Origin of the sequence: Pseudovibrio sp. Ad13 (assembly GCF_001623225.1) — a bacterium.
Taxonomy (GTDB): domain Bacteria; phylum Pseudomonadota; class Alphaproteobacteria; order Rhizobiales; family Stappiaceae; genus Pseudovibrio.
Map to the genome: position 1 here is coordinate 536,357 of NZ_LMCC01000005.1, position 14,441 is coordinate 550,797.

The 14,441-nt window shown below is 50.7% G+C and carries 16 protein-coding genes and 2 tRNA genes; 13 read left to right on the forward strand and 5 right to left on the reverse strand.

Translation table 11 applies throughout. The annotated features are described in order from the left end of the window. The first annotated feature begins 47 nt into the window (after positions 1-47). From ccoG to ccoS, 4 genes are all read left to right on the forward strand, one after another. The gene (gene ccoG, locus PsAD13_RS09250; RefSeq protein WP_063292177.1) at positions 48-1,448 is read left to right on the forward strand and encodes a cytochrome c oxidase accessory protein CcoG; all 1,401 of its coding nucleotides are present in this window, start codon (positions 48-50) and stop codon (positions 1,446-1,448) included. A 123-nt stretch (positions 1,449-1,571) separates the two neighbouring features. Continuing rightward, on the forward strand, positions 1,572-2,099 hold the full coding sequence (locus PsAD13_RS09255) for a FixH family protein (protein WP_063292156.1): 528 nt from the start codon (positions 1,572-1,574) through the stop codon (positions 2,097-2,099). Positions 2,100-2,111: 12 nt separating this feature from the next. After that, a complete protein-coding gene (locus tag PsAD13_RS09260; RefSeq protein WP_063317934.1) occupies positions 2,112-4,331 on the forward strand; it encodes a cation-translocating P-type ATPase in 2,220 nt (739 codons plus the stop codon). Positions 4,332-4,339: 8 nt separating this feature from the next. Further along, positions 4,340-4,528 (forward strand): cbb3-type cytochrome oxidase assembly protein CcoS, encoded by a 189-nt coding sequence (gene ccoS, locus PsAD13_RS09265; RefSeq protein ID WP_057464974.1) that lies wholly within the window; start codon positions 4,340-4,342, stop codon positions 4,526-4,528. Positions 4,529-4,684: 156 nt separating this feature from the next. Here the strand turns inward: ccoS and hemA are convergent, their stop codons facing one another. Next, positions 4,685-5,962 (reverse strand): 5-aminolevulinate synthase, encoded by a 1,278-nt coding sequence (gene hemA / locus PsAD13_RS09270; protein WP_057464975.1) that lies wholly within the window; start codon positions 5,960-5,962, stop codon positions 4,685-4,687. A 301-nt stretch (positions 5,963-6,263) separates the two neighbouring features. Here hemA and PsAD13_RS09275 point away from each other — a divergent pair, with 301 nt between their 5' ends. After that, positions 6,264-6,773, forward strand: coding sequence for a response regulator (locus tag PsAD13_RS09275; RefSeq protein ID WP_082597066.1), 510 nt, complete (start codon positions 6,264-6,266; stop codon positions 6,771-6,773). Between the two features lie 79 nt (positions 6,774-6,852). Here the strand turns inward: PsAD13_RS09275 and PsAD13_RS09280 are convergent, their stop codons facing one another. From PsAD13_RS09280 to PsAD13_RS09290, 3 genes are all read right to left on the reverse strand, one after another. After that, positions 6,853-7,035, reverse strand: a complete 183-nt coding sequence (locus PsAD13_RS09280; protein ID WP_057464977.1) for a hypothetical protein — start codon at positions 7,033-7,035, stop codon at positions 6,853-6,855. Between the two features lie 527 nt (positions 7,036-7,562). Further along, positions 7,563-7,637 (reverse strand) — tRNA-Thr (locus tag PsAD13_RS09285). Between the two features lie 32 nt (positions 7,638-7,669). Further along, a tRNA-Thr gene (locus PsAD13_RS09290) sits at positions 7,670-7,744 on the reverse strand. A 190-nt stretch (positions 7,745-7,934) separates the two neighbouring features. Here PsAD13_RS09290 and PsAD13_RS09295 point away from each other — a divergent pair. The 8 genes from PsAD13_RS09295 to PsAD13_RS09330 all read left to right on the forward strand — a co-directional run bounded on the left by PsAD13_RS09295 (position 7,935) and on the right by PsAD13_RS09330 (position 13,897). Continuing rightward, complete coding sequence (locus tag PsAD13_RS09295; RefSeq protein ID WP_057464978.1) at positions 7,935-8,150, forward strand: hypothetical protein; 216 nt, start codon at positions 7,935-7,937, stop codon at positions 8,148-8,150. A 303-nt stretch (positions 8,151-8,453) separates the two neighbouring features. Continuing rightward, the gene (gene murA, locus PsAD13_RS09300) at positions 8,454-9,743 is read left to right on the forward strand and encodes a UDP-N-acetylglucosamine 1-carboxyvinyltransferase (protein WP_063302329.1); all 1,290 of its coding nucleotides are present in this window, start codon (positions 8,454-8,456) and stop codon (positions 9,741-9,743) included. 206 nt (positions 9,744-9,949) lie between these two features. Next, entirely contained in the window at positions 9,950-10,396 is a 447-nt protein-coding gene (locus tag PsAD13_RS09305) for a DUF2948 family protein (protein ID WP_057464980.1), read from the forward strand. A gap of 126 nt (positions 10,397-10,522) precedes the next feature. Next, positions 10,523-11,818, forward strand: coding sequence for a histidinol dehydrogenase (gene hisD, locus PsAD13_RS09310; protein ID WP_063295669.1), 1,296 nt, complete (start codon positions 10,523-10,525; stop codon positions 11,816-11,818). 31 nt (positions 11,819-11,849) lie between these two features. Further along, positions 11,850-12,359 (forward strand): UPF0262 family protein, encoded by a 510-nt coding sequence (locus PsAD13_RS09315; protein ID WP_057464982.1) that lies wholly within the window; start codon positions 11,850-11,852, stop codon positions 12,357-12,359. Between the two features lie 2 nt (positions 12,360-12,361). Further along, positions 12,362-12,793, forward strand: a complete 432-nt coding sequence (locus PsAD13_RS09320) for a low molecular weight phosphatase family protein (protein ID WP_208980475.1) — start codon at positions 12,362-12,364, stop codon at positions 12,791-12,793. 172 nt (positions 12,794-12,965) lie between these two features. Then, positions 12,966-13,184, forward strand: a complete 219-nt coding sequence (gene infA / locus PsAD13_RS09325) for a translation initiation factor IF-1 (protein ID WP_008549604.1) — start codon at positions 12,966-12,968, stop codon at positions 13,182-13,184. A 77-nt stretch (positions 13,185-13,261) separates the two neighbouring features. After that, positions 13,262-13,897 carry a Maf family nucleotide pyrophosphatase gene (locus tag PsAD13_RS09330; protein WP_057464983.1) on the forward strand — a complete coding sequence of 212 codons (636 nt, stop codon included), beginning with the start codon at positions 13,262-13,264 and terminating at the stop codon, positions 13,895-13,897. An 11-nt stretch (positions 13,898-13,908) separates the two neighbouring features. On the opposite strand, the gene PsAD13_RS09335 is transcribed toward PsAD13_RS09330, so the two are convergent. Then, positions 13,909-14,268 carry a hypothetical protein gene (locus PsAD13_RS09335; protein WP_063317935.1) on the reverse strand — a complete coding sequence of 120 codons (360 nt, stop codon included), beginning with the start codon at positions 14,266-14,268 and terminating at the stop codon, positions 13,909-13,911. Positions 14,269-14,441 lie beyond the last annotated feature (173 nt).

Below are 14,441 nucleotides of genomic sequence, written 5' to 3' on the forward strand. Positions count from 1 at the left end.
AAGAAGAGGACGAAGCCTGGTTCGCGTCAGCGGCTAAAGTTTACCCTATGGAGGTAAATGGCCGTTTTCGGAAAATCAAATGGGCAATCCTTTTTATTACCCTTGGAATTTATTACTTTACTCCCTTCATCCGTTGGGACAGAGGGCCTTTGCTCCCTGATCAGGCTGTTCTCGTCGATTTTGAGAGAAAAAGAGGTTATTTCTTCTTTCTCGAAATCTGGCCACAGGAAGTCTATTACCTCGCCGGATTGCTCATCATTGCAGCTGTTGGTCTGTTCTTGATGAATGCTATCGCGGGTCGTCTCTGGTGCGGTTATCTTTGCCCGCAGACAGTTTGGACAGACCTGTTCTTCCGCGTAGAAAGCGTGATTGAAGGCGATCGCCGCAAAAGGATTACGCTGGACAAACAGCCCTGGAATGCAGAAAAGATTCTCAAAAAGGGAACGAAGCACTTCCTCTGGCTGATGATTGCCTGGTGGACTGGTGGGGCGTGGGTTCTTTACTTCGCGGATGCTCCAACCCTTGTGTATGATCTGGCAACCGGTCAGGCTGCATTTTCTGCTTATGTCTGGATCGGCATCCTGACGTTCACCACCTATTCGCTGGCTGGTCACATGCGTGAGCAGGTCTGTGTGTATATGTGTCCTTGGCCACGTATTCAGGCAGCTCTTACGGATGAGCATGCGCTCAATGTGACGTATCGCTACGACCGTGGTGAACCTCGTGGTCACTTGAAAGAGAGCAAAAAGCGCATCGCAGAAGGCTTGCCAGCTGGTGATTGTATCGACTGTAATCAGTGTTTCTATGCATGTCCGACTGGTGTCGACATTCGTAAAGGCGCGCAGCTCGATTGCATCCAGTGTGGTCTGTGTATTGATGCGTGTGACTCAATCATGACCAAGGTTGGAAAGCCAACGGGTCTGATCGCATATGACACGGACGATAACATTGAGCGTCGTGAGAAAGGTGAGACAGCAGTTTACCGTCTGATCCGTCCTCGTACTGTAGTCTATACAGCAATCATTGCGTTGATTGCAGGTGGGATGCTGTACGCCCAGCTCAATCGCTCCATGACGAGTTTGTCTGTCGTTCATGACCGGAACCCACTGTATGTTAAACAAAGTGACGGGTCCTTCAGAAACGGCTACTCACTCCGTCTGCTGAACAAACACAACAACGAGCAATCTTTCACGCTTAGCGTTGAGGATATGCCTACAGGGGCTACCTTTGAGGTTGTGGGCATTCACAAGAATGCGGCTGACGTGACAAAGGATACTCAGCTGAGCTTGTCGGTAGATGCTGATACGACCCGTTCTGTACGAGCACTGGTGTTCTCTCCAGCTGGCGTTGAAATGCCAAGCTCTCTGCCTATGAGCTTTAAGCTGGTGGACACAGAGACGGGTGAAACAACAGTAATCAATGACTTTTTCCGGGCACCCGGCAAGTAGTAGTCACAGGCTGTAAAAGCACCTAATTAAACTTGCGTGATAAGGGGTACGCCCCTTATCACTTTAACAATCAAAAGGCGAAGCTCACCCCCCATCTTATGAGTCGCCAAAAGGAGCTAGGATATGACAATGGCTGTAGACCACAAGTCTCCACGCAAGCCACGGCAGATTACCGGCCGCATGGTTCTGTTCAGCCTTATCGCGTTCTTCGGTGCTATCGCCGCTATGAATGCTGTTATGATCTATATTGCGCTCGACACCTTCCCAGGACTGGAAGTCGATAGCTCCTACAAGGTAAGCCAGCGATACAACAAAGAAATCGCCAAGGCGAATGCTCAGGCCGCTCTGAACTGGAGCGTAAATGCTGCCATTGAACGCAACGGTGATGGCTCTGCCCATATTCGCGTTCTGGCTAAAGACAAAGCTGGTGCTCCAATCACTGGCGAAATGGTCACCGTTAAACTGCACCGCCCAACAATCACCGCAGCTGATCAGGACCTAATTCTGTCTGAGCGCTCCGCAGGTGAATATGTAGCCAATGCATCTGGCATTGGCGCGGGCAACTGGAACGTGGTCGTAGAAATCGCGGATCGAAGTGACAAAACACTTCCGATCTTCCGTTCCAAAAACAAGATTTTCTTCGCTGAGTAAGGCGGTAATAGCATGTCTGCGCCTGAAAGGGATTGGGCTGCATTCGTAACAAATACCGATGACGGTAAGGCTCATATGGACCTTGCTGTTGACGGTATTACGTGTGCTGCATGTATGTACGAAATCGAGCGTGGCCTCCAGAAATTGGATGGTGTAGAAAAAGCACGCGTAAACCTGTCATCCCACCGTCTTTCAGTGGACTGGGATGGAGAGAAGACCAATCCATCTCCTATTGTCGATCTTCTCCAAAGGCTGGGCTATAAAGCGTATCCTTTTGATCCTGCTCAGGTAAAATCCCGCGGCGATGCTGTGGGCAAAGAGATCTTGCGCGCACTGGCTGTTTCTGGCTTTGCAGCGATGAATATTATGCTGTTGTCCATCTCAATTTGGTCTGGTAACGCATCCGACATTGATCCTGAGACCCGGTCTTTCTTCCATTGGATTTCCGCACTAATCGCACTGCCAACCGTCGTTTACTCTGGCCGCATTTTCTTCCGCAGTGCCTACATGGCTGTGAAGACAGGCCGTTTGAATATGGACGTGCCGATCACAATCGGGGTGTTGCTCGCAACTGGCCTTTCCATGTGGCAAACCGTTCAGGAAGCAGAGCACGCTTATTTTGATAGCGCAGTGATGCTGTTGTTCTTCCTGCTCGTTGGCCGTTATTGTGATCATCTCATGCGCAGAAAAACGCGTTCTTTTGCGGAAAACCTCGCGACTTTGAAAGCCGAGAGTGCTGCTAAGATACAAGAGGACGGCAGCGCACTCGATGTGCCTCTGTCCAAATTGTCTATTGGTGATCGTGTTCTGGTCAGAGCTGGCGAACGCATTTCTGTCGATGGCAAGATCTCCACGGGCACATCAGAAGTCGATCAGAGTCTGGTGACAGGCGAAACCTTGTTGCAGCCCGTTGGGGAAGGGGACCTCGTCTACGCAGGTACCATGAACACCTACGGCGTGTTGGAGATTGAAGTCACAGCTGCTGCAAAAGGCACACTGCTTGATGAAGTGAACAGACTTCTGGAAACGGCTATGGAAGGTCGATCCAAGTACGTTCATATCGCAGATCGCGCCTCACAGCTTTATGCGCCCGTTGTGCATGCGGCTGCACTACTGACGCTTGTGGGCTGGATCATGCTCGGCATGGCATGGCAACCGGCTTTGGTCATCGCGATCTCTGTTCTCATCATCACATGCCCTTGTGCTTTGGGGCTTGCAATTCCGGCAGTTCAGGTTGTGGCAAGCGGCTTGTTCTTTAATGAACGAGTGCTGCTGAACGCTGGTGATGCGATTGAGCGTCTGGCGACAGTTGATACCATTGTGTTCGACAAAACCGGCACACTGACATTGCCAGAAGCTTCGCTCTCAAAGGAGCATGTTCTCACAGCGGAGCAGCTAGAACTGGCTGGTCGTCTTGCTCTGTCTTCTTCACATCCATTGTCTCAGGCCATCGCAAGAGCAACCGGCGCACAACAAGCACTGCCAGATGCAAAAGAGAGTGCGGGCAAAGGGGTGGAAGCTGTCGTCGATGGAATGTGTGCGAAGCTAGGCTCTCCCGCATTTTGCGGTGTTTCTGATGAGCAGCTCGAACAAGCAAAAACGCAGCAACCGGATGCCTCCTTTGTCGCTTTCCAATCTGGAGACAAGCCTGCACAATTGCTTCCCGTTGGCCAGTTTATGAGGGAAGGGGCAACTGAAACGATCCAGAAGCTCAAAACTGCGGGCTACACAATTGAAATTCTCAGTGGTGACCATAAAGGTGCAGTCGAACACGCAGCGCAGATGCTTAGTGTTGAAAGTTGGCAAGCTGTTATGAAGCCTCAAGACAAGATCGACCATATCGAAAAACTGAAAGCACAAGGCAAGAAGGTTCTGATGGTTGGTGATGGCCTCAATGATGCCCCCTCGCTCGCGGCAGCAAACGTATCCATCTCGCCCGTTTCAGCAGTTCACGTCAGTCAGGCAGCAGCAGATGCAGTCTTCCTGGGAGATAATCTTGCGCCGGTTATGAGCGCACTGACAATCTCGAAGAAAGCGCGCTGGGTGATGAACCAAAATCTCGCCATTTCTGTTGTCTATAACTTGATTGCAGTGCCGTTTGCAGTGCTAGGTTTTGTCACACCTCTTGTTGCAGCCTTGGCTATGTCGGGTTCTTCCATTATTGTGACGCTCAACGCTGTACGCCTGAGAATGCTCGCAGGCTCATCTACTCAGCCTAATCCGGAGGCCTGAACAGAACTATGGAAGTCTTAATCTACCTCATTCCGATTGCGTTGTTTCTTGGTGGCGCAGGTTTGGTAGCGTTTTTATGGTCCCTCCGCTCTGGTCAGTATGATGATATGGAAGGGCCGAAATGGCGTATACTGGATGATGGTGATTTGCAGGAAAACAGTACACCGGTAGAAGCTGCAAAACGCAAGGTTTCCTGAGCAGGGACCTCAGCTTCACGAGCTGTATTTAGCGAAATGAAATATGAAATGAGAGGCTTGTAAGCGATCCGCTTCAAGCCTTTTTCTATGCAGCTTTGTAAGCAACAAAAAAGGCCAGCAAATTTGCCGGCCTTTTGCAATGAATTGAGGTGGCGTTTAGCCGCCAGCAAACTGATAAACAGCTTGTCCTTGCGCCGCGTCCAAATCTTCTTCCGCTGGAGCGTCGGTGAATGGCAACTCAAGAGTCTGCCATACATCCACCAGAGCATCGCGCAGATGATCAATCAGGGCATCGTTGTGGACTGGGCCCGGAGTGATGCGCAGACGCTCAGTGCCGCGTGGAACTGTTGGGTAGTTGATTGGCTGAATGTAGATGCCATGCTTATCCAACAGCAGATCGGTTGCTTGTTTACATAGATCAGGATCAGCAACCAGCACTGGAATGATGTGTGTGTCAGAAGGCATCACAGGGAGGCCTGCTGCTTTCAGAACATCTTTTGTACGCTGTGCCTGACGCTGCTGACCTTCGCGCTCTACACCGGATTCTTTCAGATGCTTGATGGAAGCTGTTGCTGCCGCAGCAAGTCCTGGCGGAATAGCAGTGGTAAAGATGAAGCCTGGAGCATAGGAGCGAACCGCATCAATGATAGTCTGAGAAGCAGTGATATAACCGCCCATCACACCGAATGCTTTCGCCAGTGTACCTTCAATAATGTCGATGCGATCCATGACGGCATCACGTTCAGCAATACCTGCGCCGCGCGGACCGTACATGCCAACAGCATGTACTTCGTCAATATAGGTCATCGCATTGTACTTGTCAGCAAGGTCACAAATGCGCTCGATCGGTGCGATATCGCCATCCATGGAGTACACGGATTCAAACACGATCAGCTTTGCGCGGTCGTTCCCAGCAGACTTGAGCAGGTCTTCAAGGTGCTCAAGGTCATTATGACGCCATACTTTCTTAGAAGTCCCTGCGCCGCGAACACCCGCAATCATGGAAGCGTGGTTCAGCTGGTCAGACAGGATCAGGCAATCAGGAAGCAACTTTGCAATTGTCGAAATGGACGCTTCGTTGGAAACAAAACCACTTGAGAAAACGAGGGCGCCTTCTTTTCCGTGGAGGTCTGCGAGTTCTTCTTCAAGCTGTACCAGAGGGTAGTTCGTGCCCGAGATGTTACGCGTACCACCTGCGCCAGCTCCCATGCGCTGAACGGTTTCTGTCATGGCATCAATAACTTTAGGGTGTTGGCCCATCCCCAGGTAGTCGTTTGAACACCAAATGACGATTTCACGGAGGTTTTGATTTTCTTTACGCCACAGTGCGTGTGGGTGACGCCCTGCAATGCGTTCGAGATTAGCAAATACGCGGTACCGTTTTTCATCCTTCAAAGAAGCAATCGCCTCATTGAAGATATTTTGGTAGTCCATTTTTTGCCCCTTATATTGCGGCGGTATTATTCGGCGATACTTTAGAGTTAGCCTAAACTTAGCGATAATCCTTATCCCTGTCGAAGGACACATTGACGCGGTCCATGGAATTGCGGATTTATCAAAGGATTTTTTCACCTAACGCATATCAGCCTATATATATCGCAGACATAGTCTTTGACATAGAACTATAATTGGGCAGTCTTGCAATTTGTTATGTTCTCTGCCACACCTTGTAACTAATAACTGAATTTCTGTTCTAATTTAATTGGGTTACATCAAGTGACCGGGGCATGACTGCGTGAGTATAGACCTCTCATCCTTATCGTTTTTGGTGGTTGAAGACAGCGCTTATATGCGCACAATCCTGCGTACAATGCTTCAAGGTTTTGGAGCCCGGAAAATCGTCGAAGCGGAAGACGGAGCGTCTGGTCTGGAAGCGATGGATCGCGCTAATCCGGATATCCTGATTCTCGACTGGGTTATGCCAATTCTCGACGGGGCAGACATGGTACGCATGATCCGTACCCAGAATAATCCGTACGCTTATATCCCGATTATTATGGTCACGGCCCATACCGAACGCAGCCGCATTATCGAAGCCAGAAAGCTGGGCATCCACGAGTTGCTGTGTAAGCCGATTTCTGCCAAAGCGCTCTATCAACGCATTGCATCGATTATTCTTCAGCCAAGAGACTTTGTGAAAACAGCAGGTTATTTCGGCCCAGCACCGCGTGAAATCCGCGGACACAAAAAGAACTGGGACGGAAACAGCATCATTGGCGAGGCGAACTCAGCCACGATGGTCTGAGTTTTCTTTTTCGCAATGAGGCATGCAACAACCTCCTCGGAGGCGTTGAGTTGCCCCCAAGGTGGATCATCTATGACACCTACAGAGCGGAGAGGGCCTTGATCGCTTGATCCCATTTCTCTGATGGAAGACTGGATACCAATCGAATGAGTTTGGCGAACTCTGCTTCCTCAAGTTGGTAGCGAAGCATCTGTAACTCTGCTTCGGAAAACTTTCCGTGTGCTGCTGTCGGGACATCTGCGTCGATGACTGCCTGATCCATTTTTACCTCCTGAAACTCCAACAAAATGAATATCAGCGGACACTTGCGCGAGAGCTCATGCAAGTGCGCTTGGGAGGCATACCCTCTTCCCCGATCCGCAAAACGGTTGGTTGGAAAACTACCCCAATACGCCCCCAAGACCACAGAAACGTCGCAGGACTCCCGTCACATGTAAACCAACTCCAAGATGAAATTTGGTCGAATTGTGGCACGTTGCATCTCAGGCACAGTGCCGCAAAGGCATGTAGAGCTCAGCTCAAGAACGTGGAATTTTATTTCATTGAGCTGATATTTATGTGTTCGGGTGAGTTTGTTTGTTTCGCGACCGCTTTGGATTATCGATGGATTACCGTTGATAAGTGCGATTGCTTGCCCTCAGAAAAGTCTGCGCGTTAGAGAGGGCTCACGGCAGAGTTGTAGATTGTTCTAAAATTCAGTGATTTTTTAAAATCAGATTTCACTGAACGCGCAACAGGAAAGCAATACGCATGACGTTAATCGGTGAAACGATCGATTATAGAGAAGAATGGTGCTGCCGGAGAGATTTGAACTCTCGACCTCTCCCTTACCAAGGGAGTGCTCTACCCCTGAGCTACGGCAGCGCGCCGAAATTTGTGCAGTGCTGTTAGAAGAATGGTGCTGCCGGAGAGATTTGAACTCTCGACCTCTCCCTTACCAAGGGAGTGCTCTACCCCTGAGCTACGGCAGCATCGCATAAATATGAAGCACTTAAGTGCTTCTCGTATCTTCCAAACCAGCGTATTTTGCAACGAGGTAAGTGCTCCGCAGGCAGCGCCCTCGGAACGAGGAGGCTTATGTCATAACCCTTTTAAACCTGCAAGGGGTTTTATTGGCAGTTCTGTGGAAACTGAATAACACAGTGAAATGAGAGCATTGCCATGCACTTGTCGTATATTAGGGCACTTGGCTTCAATCCCGTCCTCGTGTACCTGTTGAGCATGACAGATTCAAAGAAAACCGAAACGACGGGCAGCCAGTCAAAGTCCGTAGCAAAGCCAAAAAACGACCCAAAAGCAGATCGTTTGGCCGAAGCCTTACGCGCCAATCTGCGTCGCAGAAAACAGGCAGCTAAGAAGAACACCGACGAAGCCTAGAGATTGCTGCATGCGCTTTGCTCAATCGCGAGGGCGTTAAGTAAAAATCTAGCATTTATCGCTAAATTAGAAATATATGGAAATCTCGCCGAAACTTCAGGTTTTGGGCGGAGTAGGATGTTGCGGTCCTTGTAAGTCCTGCTAATGCGAAATATCAGCAGGATCTATTGGGGAAAACCGTTGGGGAAGAAACTAGGCAGAAGCGCTGCCTTGCTTATGCCACAGCCCTGATGTTAGTGGACACGATCAATTCTTCTTCAAATTTGTGTTTCCCGCCGCGGGCTTTATTGAGGTTATAGAAGTATGGACAAAATTCGTATTGTTGGTGGCAATCAGCTTAATGGTGTTATTCCGATCTCAGGCGCGAAGAATGCTGCGCTGCCTTTGATGATCGCGTCACTGCTCTGCGAAGATACGTTGACCCTTGAGAATGTGCCCCGCTTGCGCGATGTCGCACTTCTCACTCAGATTCTTTCCAATCACGGTGTAGATTATTCGGTCGACGGCAAACGGGCAGGTCAGGATACAATGACTGGCCAGACCATTCACCTGAATGCCAGCAACATTGTCGACACAACAGCTCCATATGAGCTGGTGTCCAAAATGCGTGCAAGCTTCTGGGTGATCGGTCCGTTACTCGCACGTATGCATACAGCCCGTGTGTCTCTGCCAGGCGGCTGTGCAATCGGGACGCGTCCGGTTGACTTCTTCATCGACGGTCTGAAAGCACTTGGCGCTGATATCGAGATGGATCGCGGCTATGTTCAGGCAGATGCCAAGGGCGGCCTGAAAGGTGGCCGTGTCGTCTTCCCGAAAATCTCCGTAGGTGCAACACACACAGTCATGATGGCTGCGACACTGGCCAAGGGCGAGAGCGTAATCGAAAACGCCGCTCAGGAACCAGAAGTCACCGATCTCGCAAACTGCCTGATTGGCATGGGTGCAAAGATTGAAGGTGCTGGCACCGACACAATCCATATTCAGGGTGTAGACAGCCTGGGCGCACATCGCCATCCGGTTATTCCTGATCGTATCGAAACCGGGACCTATGCCATGGCAGTGGCAATGACGGGTGGTGAAGTAACTCTGGAAGGTGCGCGCGGCGATCTTCTCGAAGGTGCACTGGATGTCCTTCGTCAGACCGGAACAGAAATCACTGAAACCAATATGGGTCTCAAAATTAAGCGCAACGGTGCTGGTATCAGCCCGGTAGACGTTTCCACTGAGCCGTTCCCGGGTTTCCCAACAGATTTGCAGGCACAGTTCATGGCGCTTATGACCCGCTCCAAGGGTGTGAGCAAGATTACTGAGAACATCTTCGAAAACCGTTTCATGCACGTTCAGGAACTGGCACGCCTTGGTGCCAAGATCACATTGGACGGGCAGGTGGCTTCTGTGGAGGGCGTTGAAACCCTGCGCGGTGCTCAGGTTATGGCAACAGACCTTCGCGCATCTGTTTCTCTCGTCATCGCTGGTTTGGCGGCGGAAGGTGAAACGACGGTCAGTCGTGTCTATCACCTTGATCGCGGCTTTGAGCGGCTGGAAGAGAAGCTGTCTCGCTGCGGTGCGGTGATCGAGCGTATCTCGGCCTAACGAAAACGAAGCAAATGATTTGAACCCGGTCTGTTTTTCAGTCCGGGTTTTTTCATGGAGATATTCTCAAAGAAACTGGATCACACCTTCATGCTTGAAATCTGCTTCGTTCATTCATAGATGTTTTTCTGTAAATTGTTGTAATAGTAAGGATGTCTCGCGCTATATACGGTGCGTGAGGCTAGGAAAATCTGCAAGGGATTAATATGGAACAGGTAAAACCAATGAAGCTGATGGCGCTGGATCAGGAAGATTTGCAGATCATCTCTTCCATGGTGCAGGACAGTGTTCTGAAACTCGCAGATATCAAGTACTTACCTGCTGAGCGCCGTCTGGTGCTGACAATGAATCGATACCTTTGGGAAACAGACGAAAACAACCAGAAACGAAGAATGCGGGCACGGTCCGTTCTTTCTGTGTCGCGGGTGGATGCGGTCAAAGCTCAGAAAATCAACCAGACAAACAAAGACATGGTCCTGTCTTTGCTCTGTGTGCTGTTTGAAGAGACAAATGCACCGGCTGGTCAGTTGAAGCTTGAGTTTTCCGGTGGGGCTGCTATTGCAGCAAATATCGAGTGCATCGAAGCGCAACTGGCAGATCTGGGCTCCGTTTGGGAAACTGAAAGCAGACCTGAACATGATCTAGAAGGCTAGTTGGAAAGCGCGGGATAGTTTCGTAAAATCCCGGCACAACCTGAAGGCTTGGACTGCATTTCGAAAATTCTGACATCATCTCGGGAAGAACAGTCCCGGGAATTATAGTAAATTGGGAACGATAACGTGGCGATTAAGCTCTCCTCAAAGTCTGAAGGTTTCGAAGAAGAAATTCGTGCCCTGCTTGGAAGCAAGCGGGAAACTTCAGAGGATGTGGATCATATCGTGCGCGACATTCTGCGGGATGTCGAAATGCGCGGTGATGCAGCTGTGCTCGAATACACCAACAAATTTGACCGTATGTCGGCCAAATCTATGGACGAGCTGAAAGTAACTGAAGCGGAGATTGAGGCAGCTGTTGCGCAAATCCCTGCTGAAACACTGGAAGCCTTGCAGCTTGCCCACGATCGTATTCGTTCCCACCATCAAAAGCAGCTGCCCGAAAGCTACACTTACAAAGATGCCATCGGCGTAGAGCTGGGCGCCATCTGGACTGCAGTGGAAGCTGTTGGTGTGTATGTCCCTGGCGGTCTTGCCAGCTATCCATCCTCTGTGCTGATGAATGTCGTGCCTGCAAAGGTTGCTGGCGTTGAGCGCATCGTGATGGTGGTTCCAAGCCCTGATGACGTGCTCAACCCACTCGTGTTGGCAGCAGCTAAAATGTCTGGTGTCTCTGAGATCTACCGCGTAGGCGGCGCCCAGGCTGTTGGTGCGCTGGCATATGGCACAGAAACAATTGCACCGGTCTCCAAGATTGTTGGTCCTGGCAATGCGTACGTTTCAGCAGCAAAGCGCCGCGTATTCGGAACTGTCGGCATCGATATGATCGCTGGCCCATCCGAAATCCTCGTCGTTGCTGACAAAGATAACAACCCGGACTGGGTTGCTGTCGATCTGCTCTCTCAGGCAGAGCATGATCCGGTTGCGCAGTCTATTCTCATCACGGACAGCGAAGAACTGGCAGCGGCTGTAGAAGAGGCCGTGGAGCGTCAGCTCACCACGCTGCCACGTGCAGACGTTGCGCGTCAGAGCTGGAATGACTTCGGAGCGATCATCACCGTTGACAATTTAGATGATGCAATGGTGCTCTCCAATCGTTTTGCACCAGAACATCTTGAGCTGTGTGTTGAGGACCCTGATGCACTGCTGCCAAAAATGAGAAATGCTGGCGCAGTTTTTGTTGGACGTTACACACCAGAAGCGATCGGCGATTATGTCGGCGGTTCAAACCATGTGCTGCCGACGGCTCGCTCGGCGCGCTTCTCCTCTGGTCTGTCTACGCTGGAGTTCGTAAAGAGAACTTCGCTTCTGCGCTGTAACCCGGAAAACCTCGCACAGATCGGCCCTGCGGCCGTCACACTGGCAGAAGTGGAAGGTCTGCAGGCGCATGGACGTTCAGTCTCTATTCGCTTAAACCACTAGTTAATTGATCCAGGACGGAAAAGATCGCTTGATGAATAAGGAAGTCCCTGTAAACGAAGAACAGAGACAACAAGGAATAGAACGCCTTTTTGAGGTGGTCCTTGATCCGGATTCTATTGTGCGCGCCGACAAAGACGTCGAGCGGGAGCGAAAAATTGCGATCTTTGATCTGGTAGAGGAAAACATGTTTTCTCCGGTCGGGCCCGATCAGGGCCCGTACCGGTTGGACCTGGCTATGATCAAGCGTAAGCTTGTGCTGGGAGTTCGGGATGAAATGGGCAGCGAAATCGCAACCCACATCCTCTCGCTCACCCCTTTCAGGAAGATCATTAAAGACTACTTCATGATCTGTGAGAGTTACTACGATGCAATTCGCAGTGCCTCACCAAAGCAGATCGAAGCAATCGATATGGGACGTCGTGGACTACACGACGACGGCGCCTGCATATTGGAAGAGCGCCTGAAAGGGAAAATCACCATCGACCATCAAACCGCCCGACGACTGTTTACGCTCATTTGCGCCTTGCAGCACCGGGGGTAAGTATGGCCGAGTTTATGTCACGGCCAAGTTCCATCCTGTTTATCTGCAGAATGAACGCCGTACGCTCTCCGATGGCAGAGGGCTTGACCCAACTGCTCTACCCCAAACAGGTCTACACGCGCTCCTGTGGCGTCTTTGCAGGCGAACGTGATCCGTTTGTCGACTCTGTTATGGATGAGCTTGGGATGGACCTGAGCAATCACCATCCAAAAACATTTGAGGATCTGGCCGAAGACGGGTTCGACCTCATTGTGACGCTTGCTCCGGAGGCCCACCACATGGCATTGGAGCTGACACGCGCACAGCACGTCGATGTTGAGTACTGGCCGACGATTGACCCGACAGTGGCAACAGGAAGCCGTTCACAGATCATGGATGCGTACAGAGCGGTGCGTGATACGCTTAAGAGAAAGATAGAACAACGTATGCAATAAGCTGCTGAAAATACTCTACGCGTGGCCTTTGCATGTGTTTTCCACCCCAAAACAAGGAATAAGCGGTAAAACTCGTCAAACTGCCCTCCAAGAAATGGAGGTAGCCTGTTCACTTTTGGCGAGTTATCCGGTAGGTTCCGCGAAAATTCCATTTAACTAATCAGGAATCCTAATGGCTAAAGAAGAAATGCTGGAGTTTCCAGGCGTCGTCGTCGAACTCCTTCCTAATGCGACTTTTCGTGTGAAACTTGAAAACGATCACGAAATTATCGCTCACACTGCTGGTCGTATGCGTAAAAACCGTATTCGCGTTCTGGCTGGCGATAAAGTGCTCGTGGAAATGACACCATATGACCTGACAAAGGGTCGTATCACCTATCGCTATAAATAAGCGATCCACTGAGCGCGGGTTCATGATGAGCCTGCCTTAGTTGAGCTCTGGTCTGTAATTCATCGGGGAACTGGCATATGACCAAAGAACTGCCGCTAGTATTGGCCTCCGGGTCACCACGTCGTCTGGCGTTGCTTCAGCAGATTGGTATAGAACCGGAATTCCTCCTGCCTGCAGACATTGATGAGACGCCTGTGCGTGGGGAAAGCCCGCGCGCGCTGGCTCAAAGACTTGCACGCGGCAAAGCCGCCGCTGCACGTGTTCTGATCGACCGGGATGACGAAAAAGCGCATTCCATCATCCTGGGGTCTGACACAGTTGTTGCAGTAGGACGCCGCATCCTGCCGAAGGCCGAGAGTAAGGAGCAGGCCAGCGTCTGCCTTCAACTGCTTTCCGGTCGCATGCACAAGGTTTACACCGGCGTTTGCGTGAACATGCCTGATGGCGTGGTTCGCACAAAACTGGTTGAAACCCGCGTACGTTTCCGTCGTTTGTCTTCTCATGACACAGAAAAGTACCTCGCCTCAGGGGAGTGGCGTGGTAAAGCAGGCGGCTACGCTATTCAGGGCCTTGCTGGCGCGTTTATTGCGCGTGTGATTGGATCTTACCCAAGCGTTGTCGGTTTGCCTCTGCTGGAGACCGCAAGCCTTTTACAGTCAGCTGGCTATCCAACCCAAAAAACATGGGACGAAGATGCCGTACCTGCTGCATAGGCAGGAGAAGGTTAACGCGCAAACCCACCAACAGTTTGCACATATCGTGGTGACAGGCTCGCAAGTGCATTTCGCAGCTCCTGAGTTGGTTTGCCATAAACCGTCATGCCTGTTGGGTGCAATGTGTCCATAAACTGCTTGGCATAGGTGTTGGAGAACCACGTCAGGTGCAACATTGCTGAGTTGCTGTCCTTGAAGCTCGTAAAAATCTCGCAGGATTGCCCGTCTTCGCTCAGGTACCAGACATAAGCTGTGGTATCACCCTGCATTTGCTGGACTGCTTTCACCATCTCTACCATCAGTCCTTCAAAGACTTTTGGTTCCGCGGTGACCAGGTGCGCTGTCAGGATCCAAGAAACTTCATTGTTCATTATACGCTTCCCCGGTGTTCGCGAGATACTTTCAAATCCATGCAGAACTCAGAGTATATCCCTGAAAGGTGGTTCTGGTGTTCGGATAAGGATACGAACATGTTCAAAAGTGCCTGCCTATGGCTAATCTTAGTCTGAACTCTAATTACTGCAAAGTTGTTTGCACCTAAACT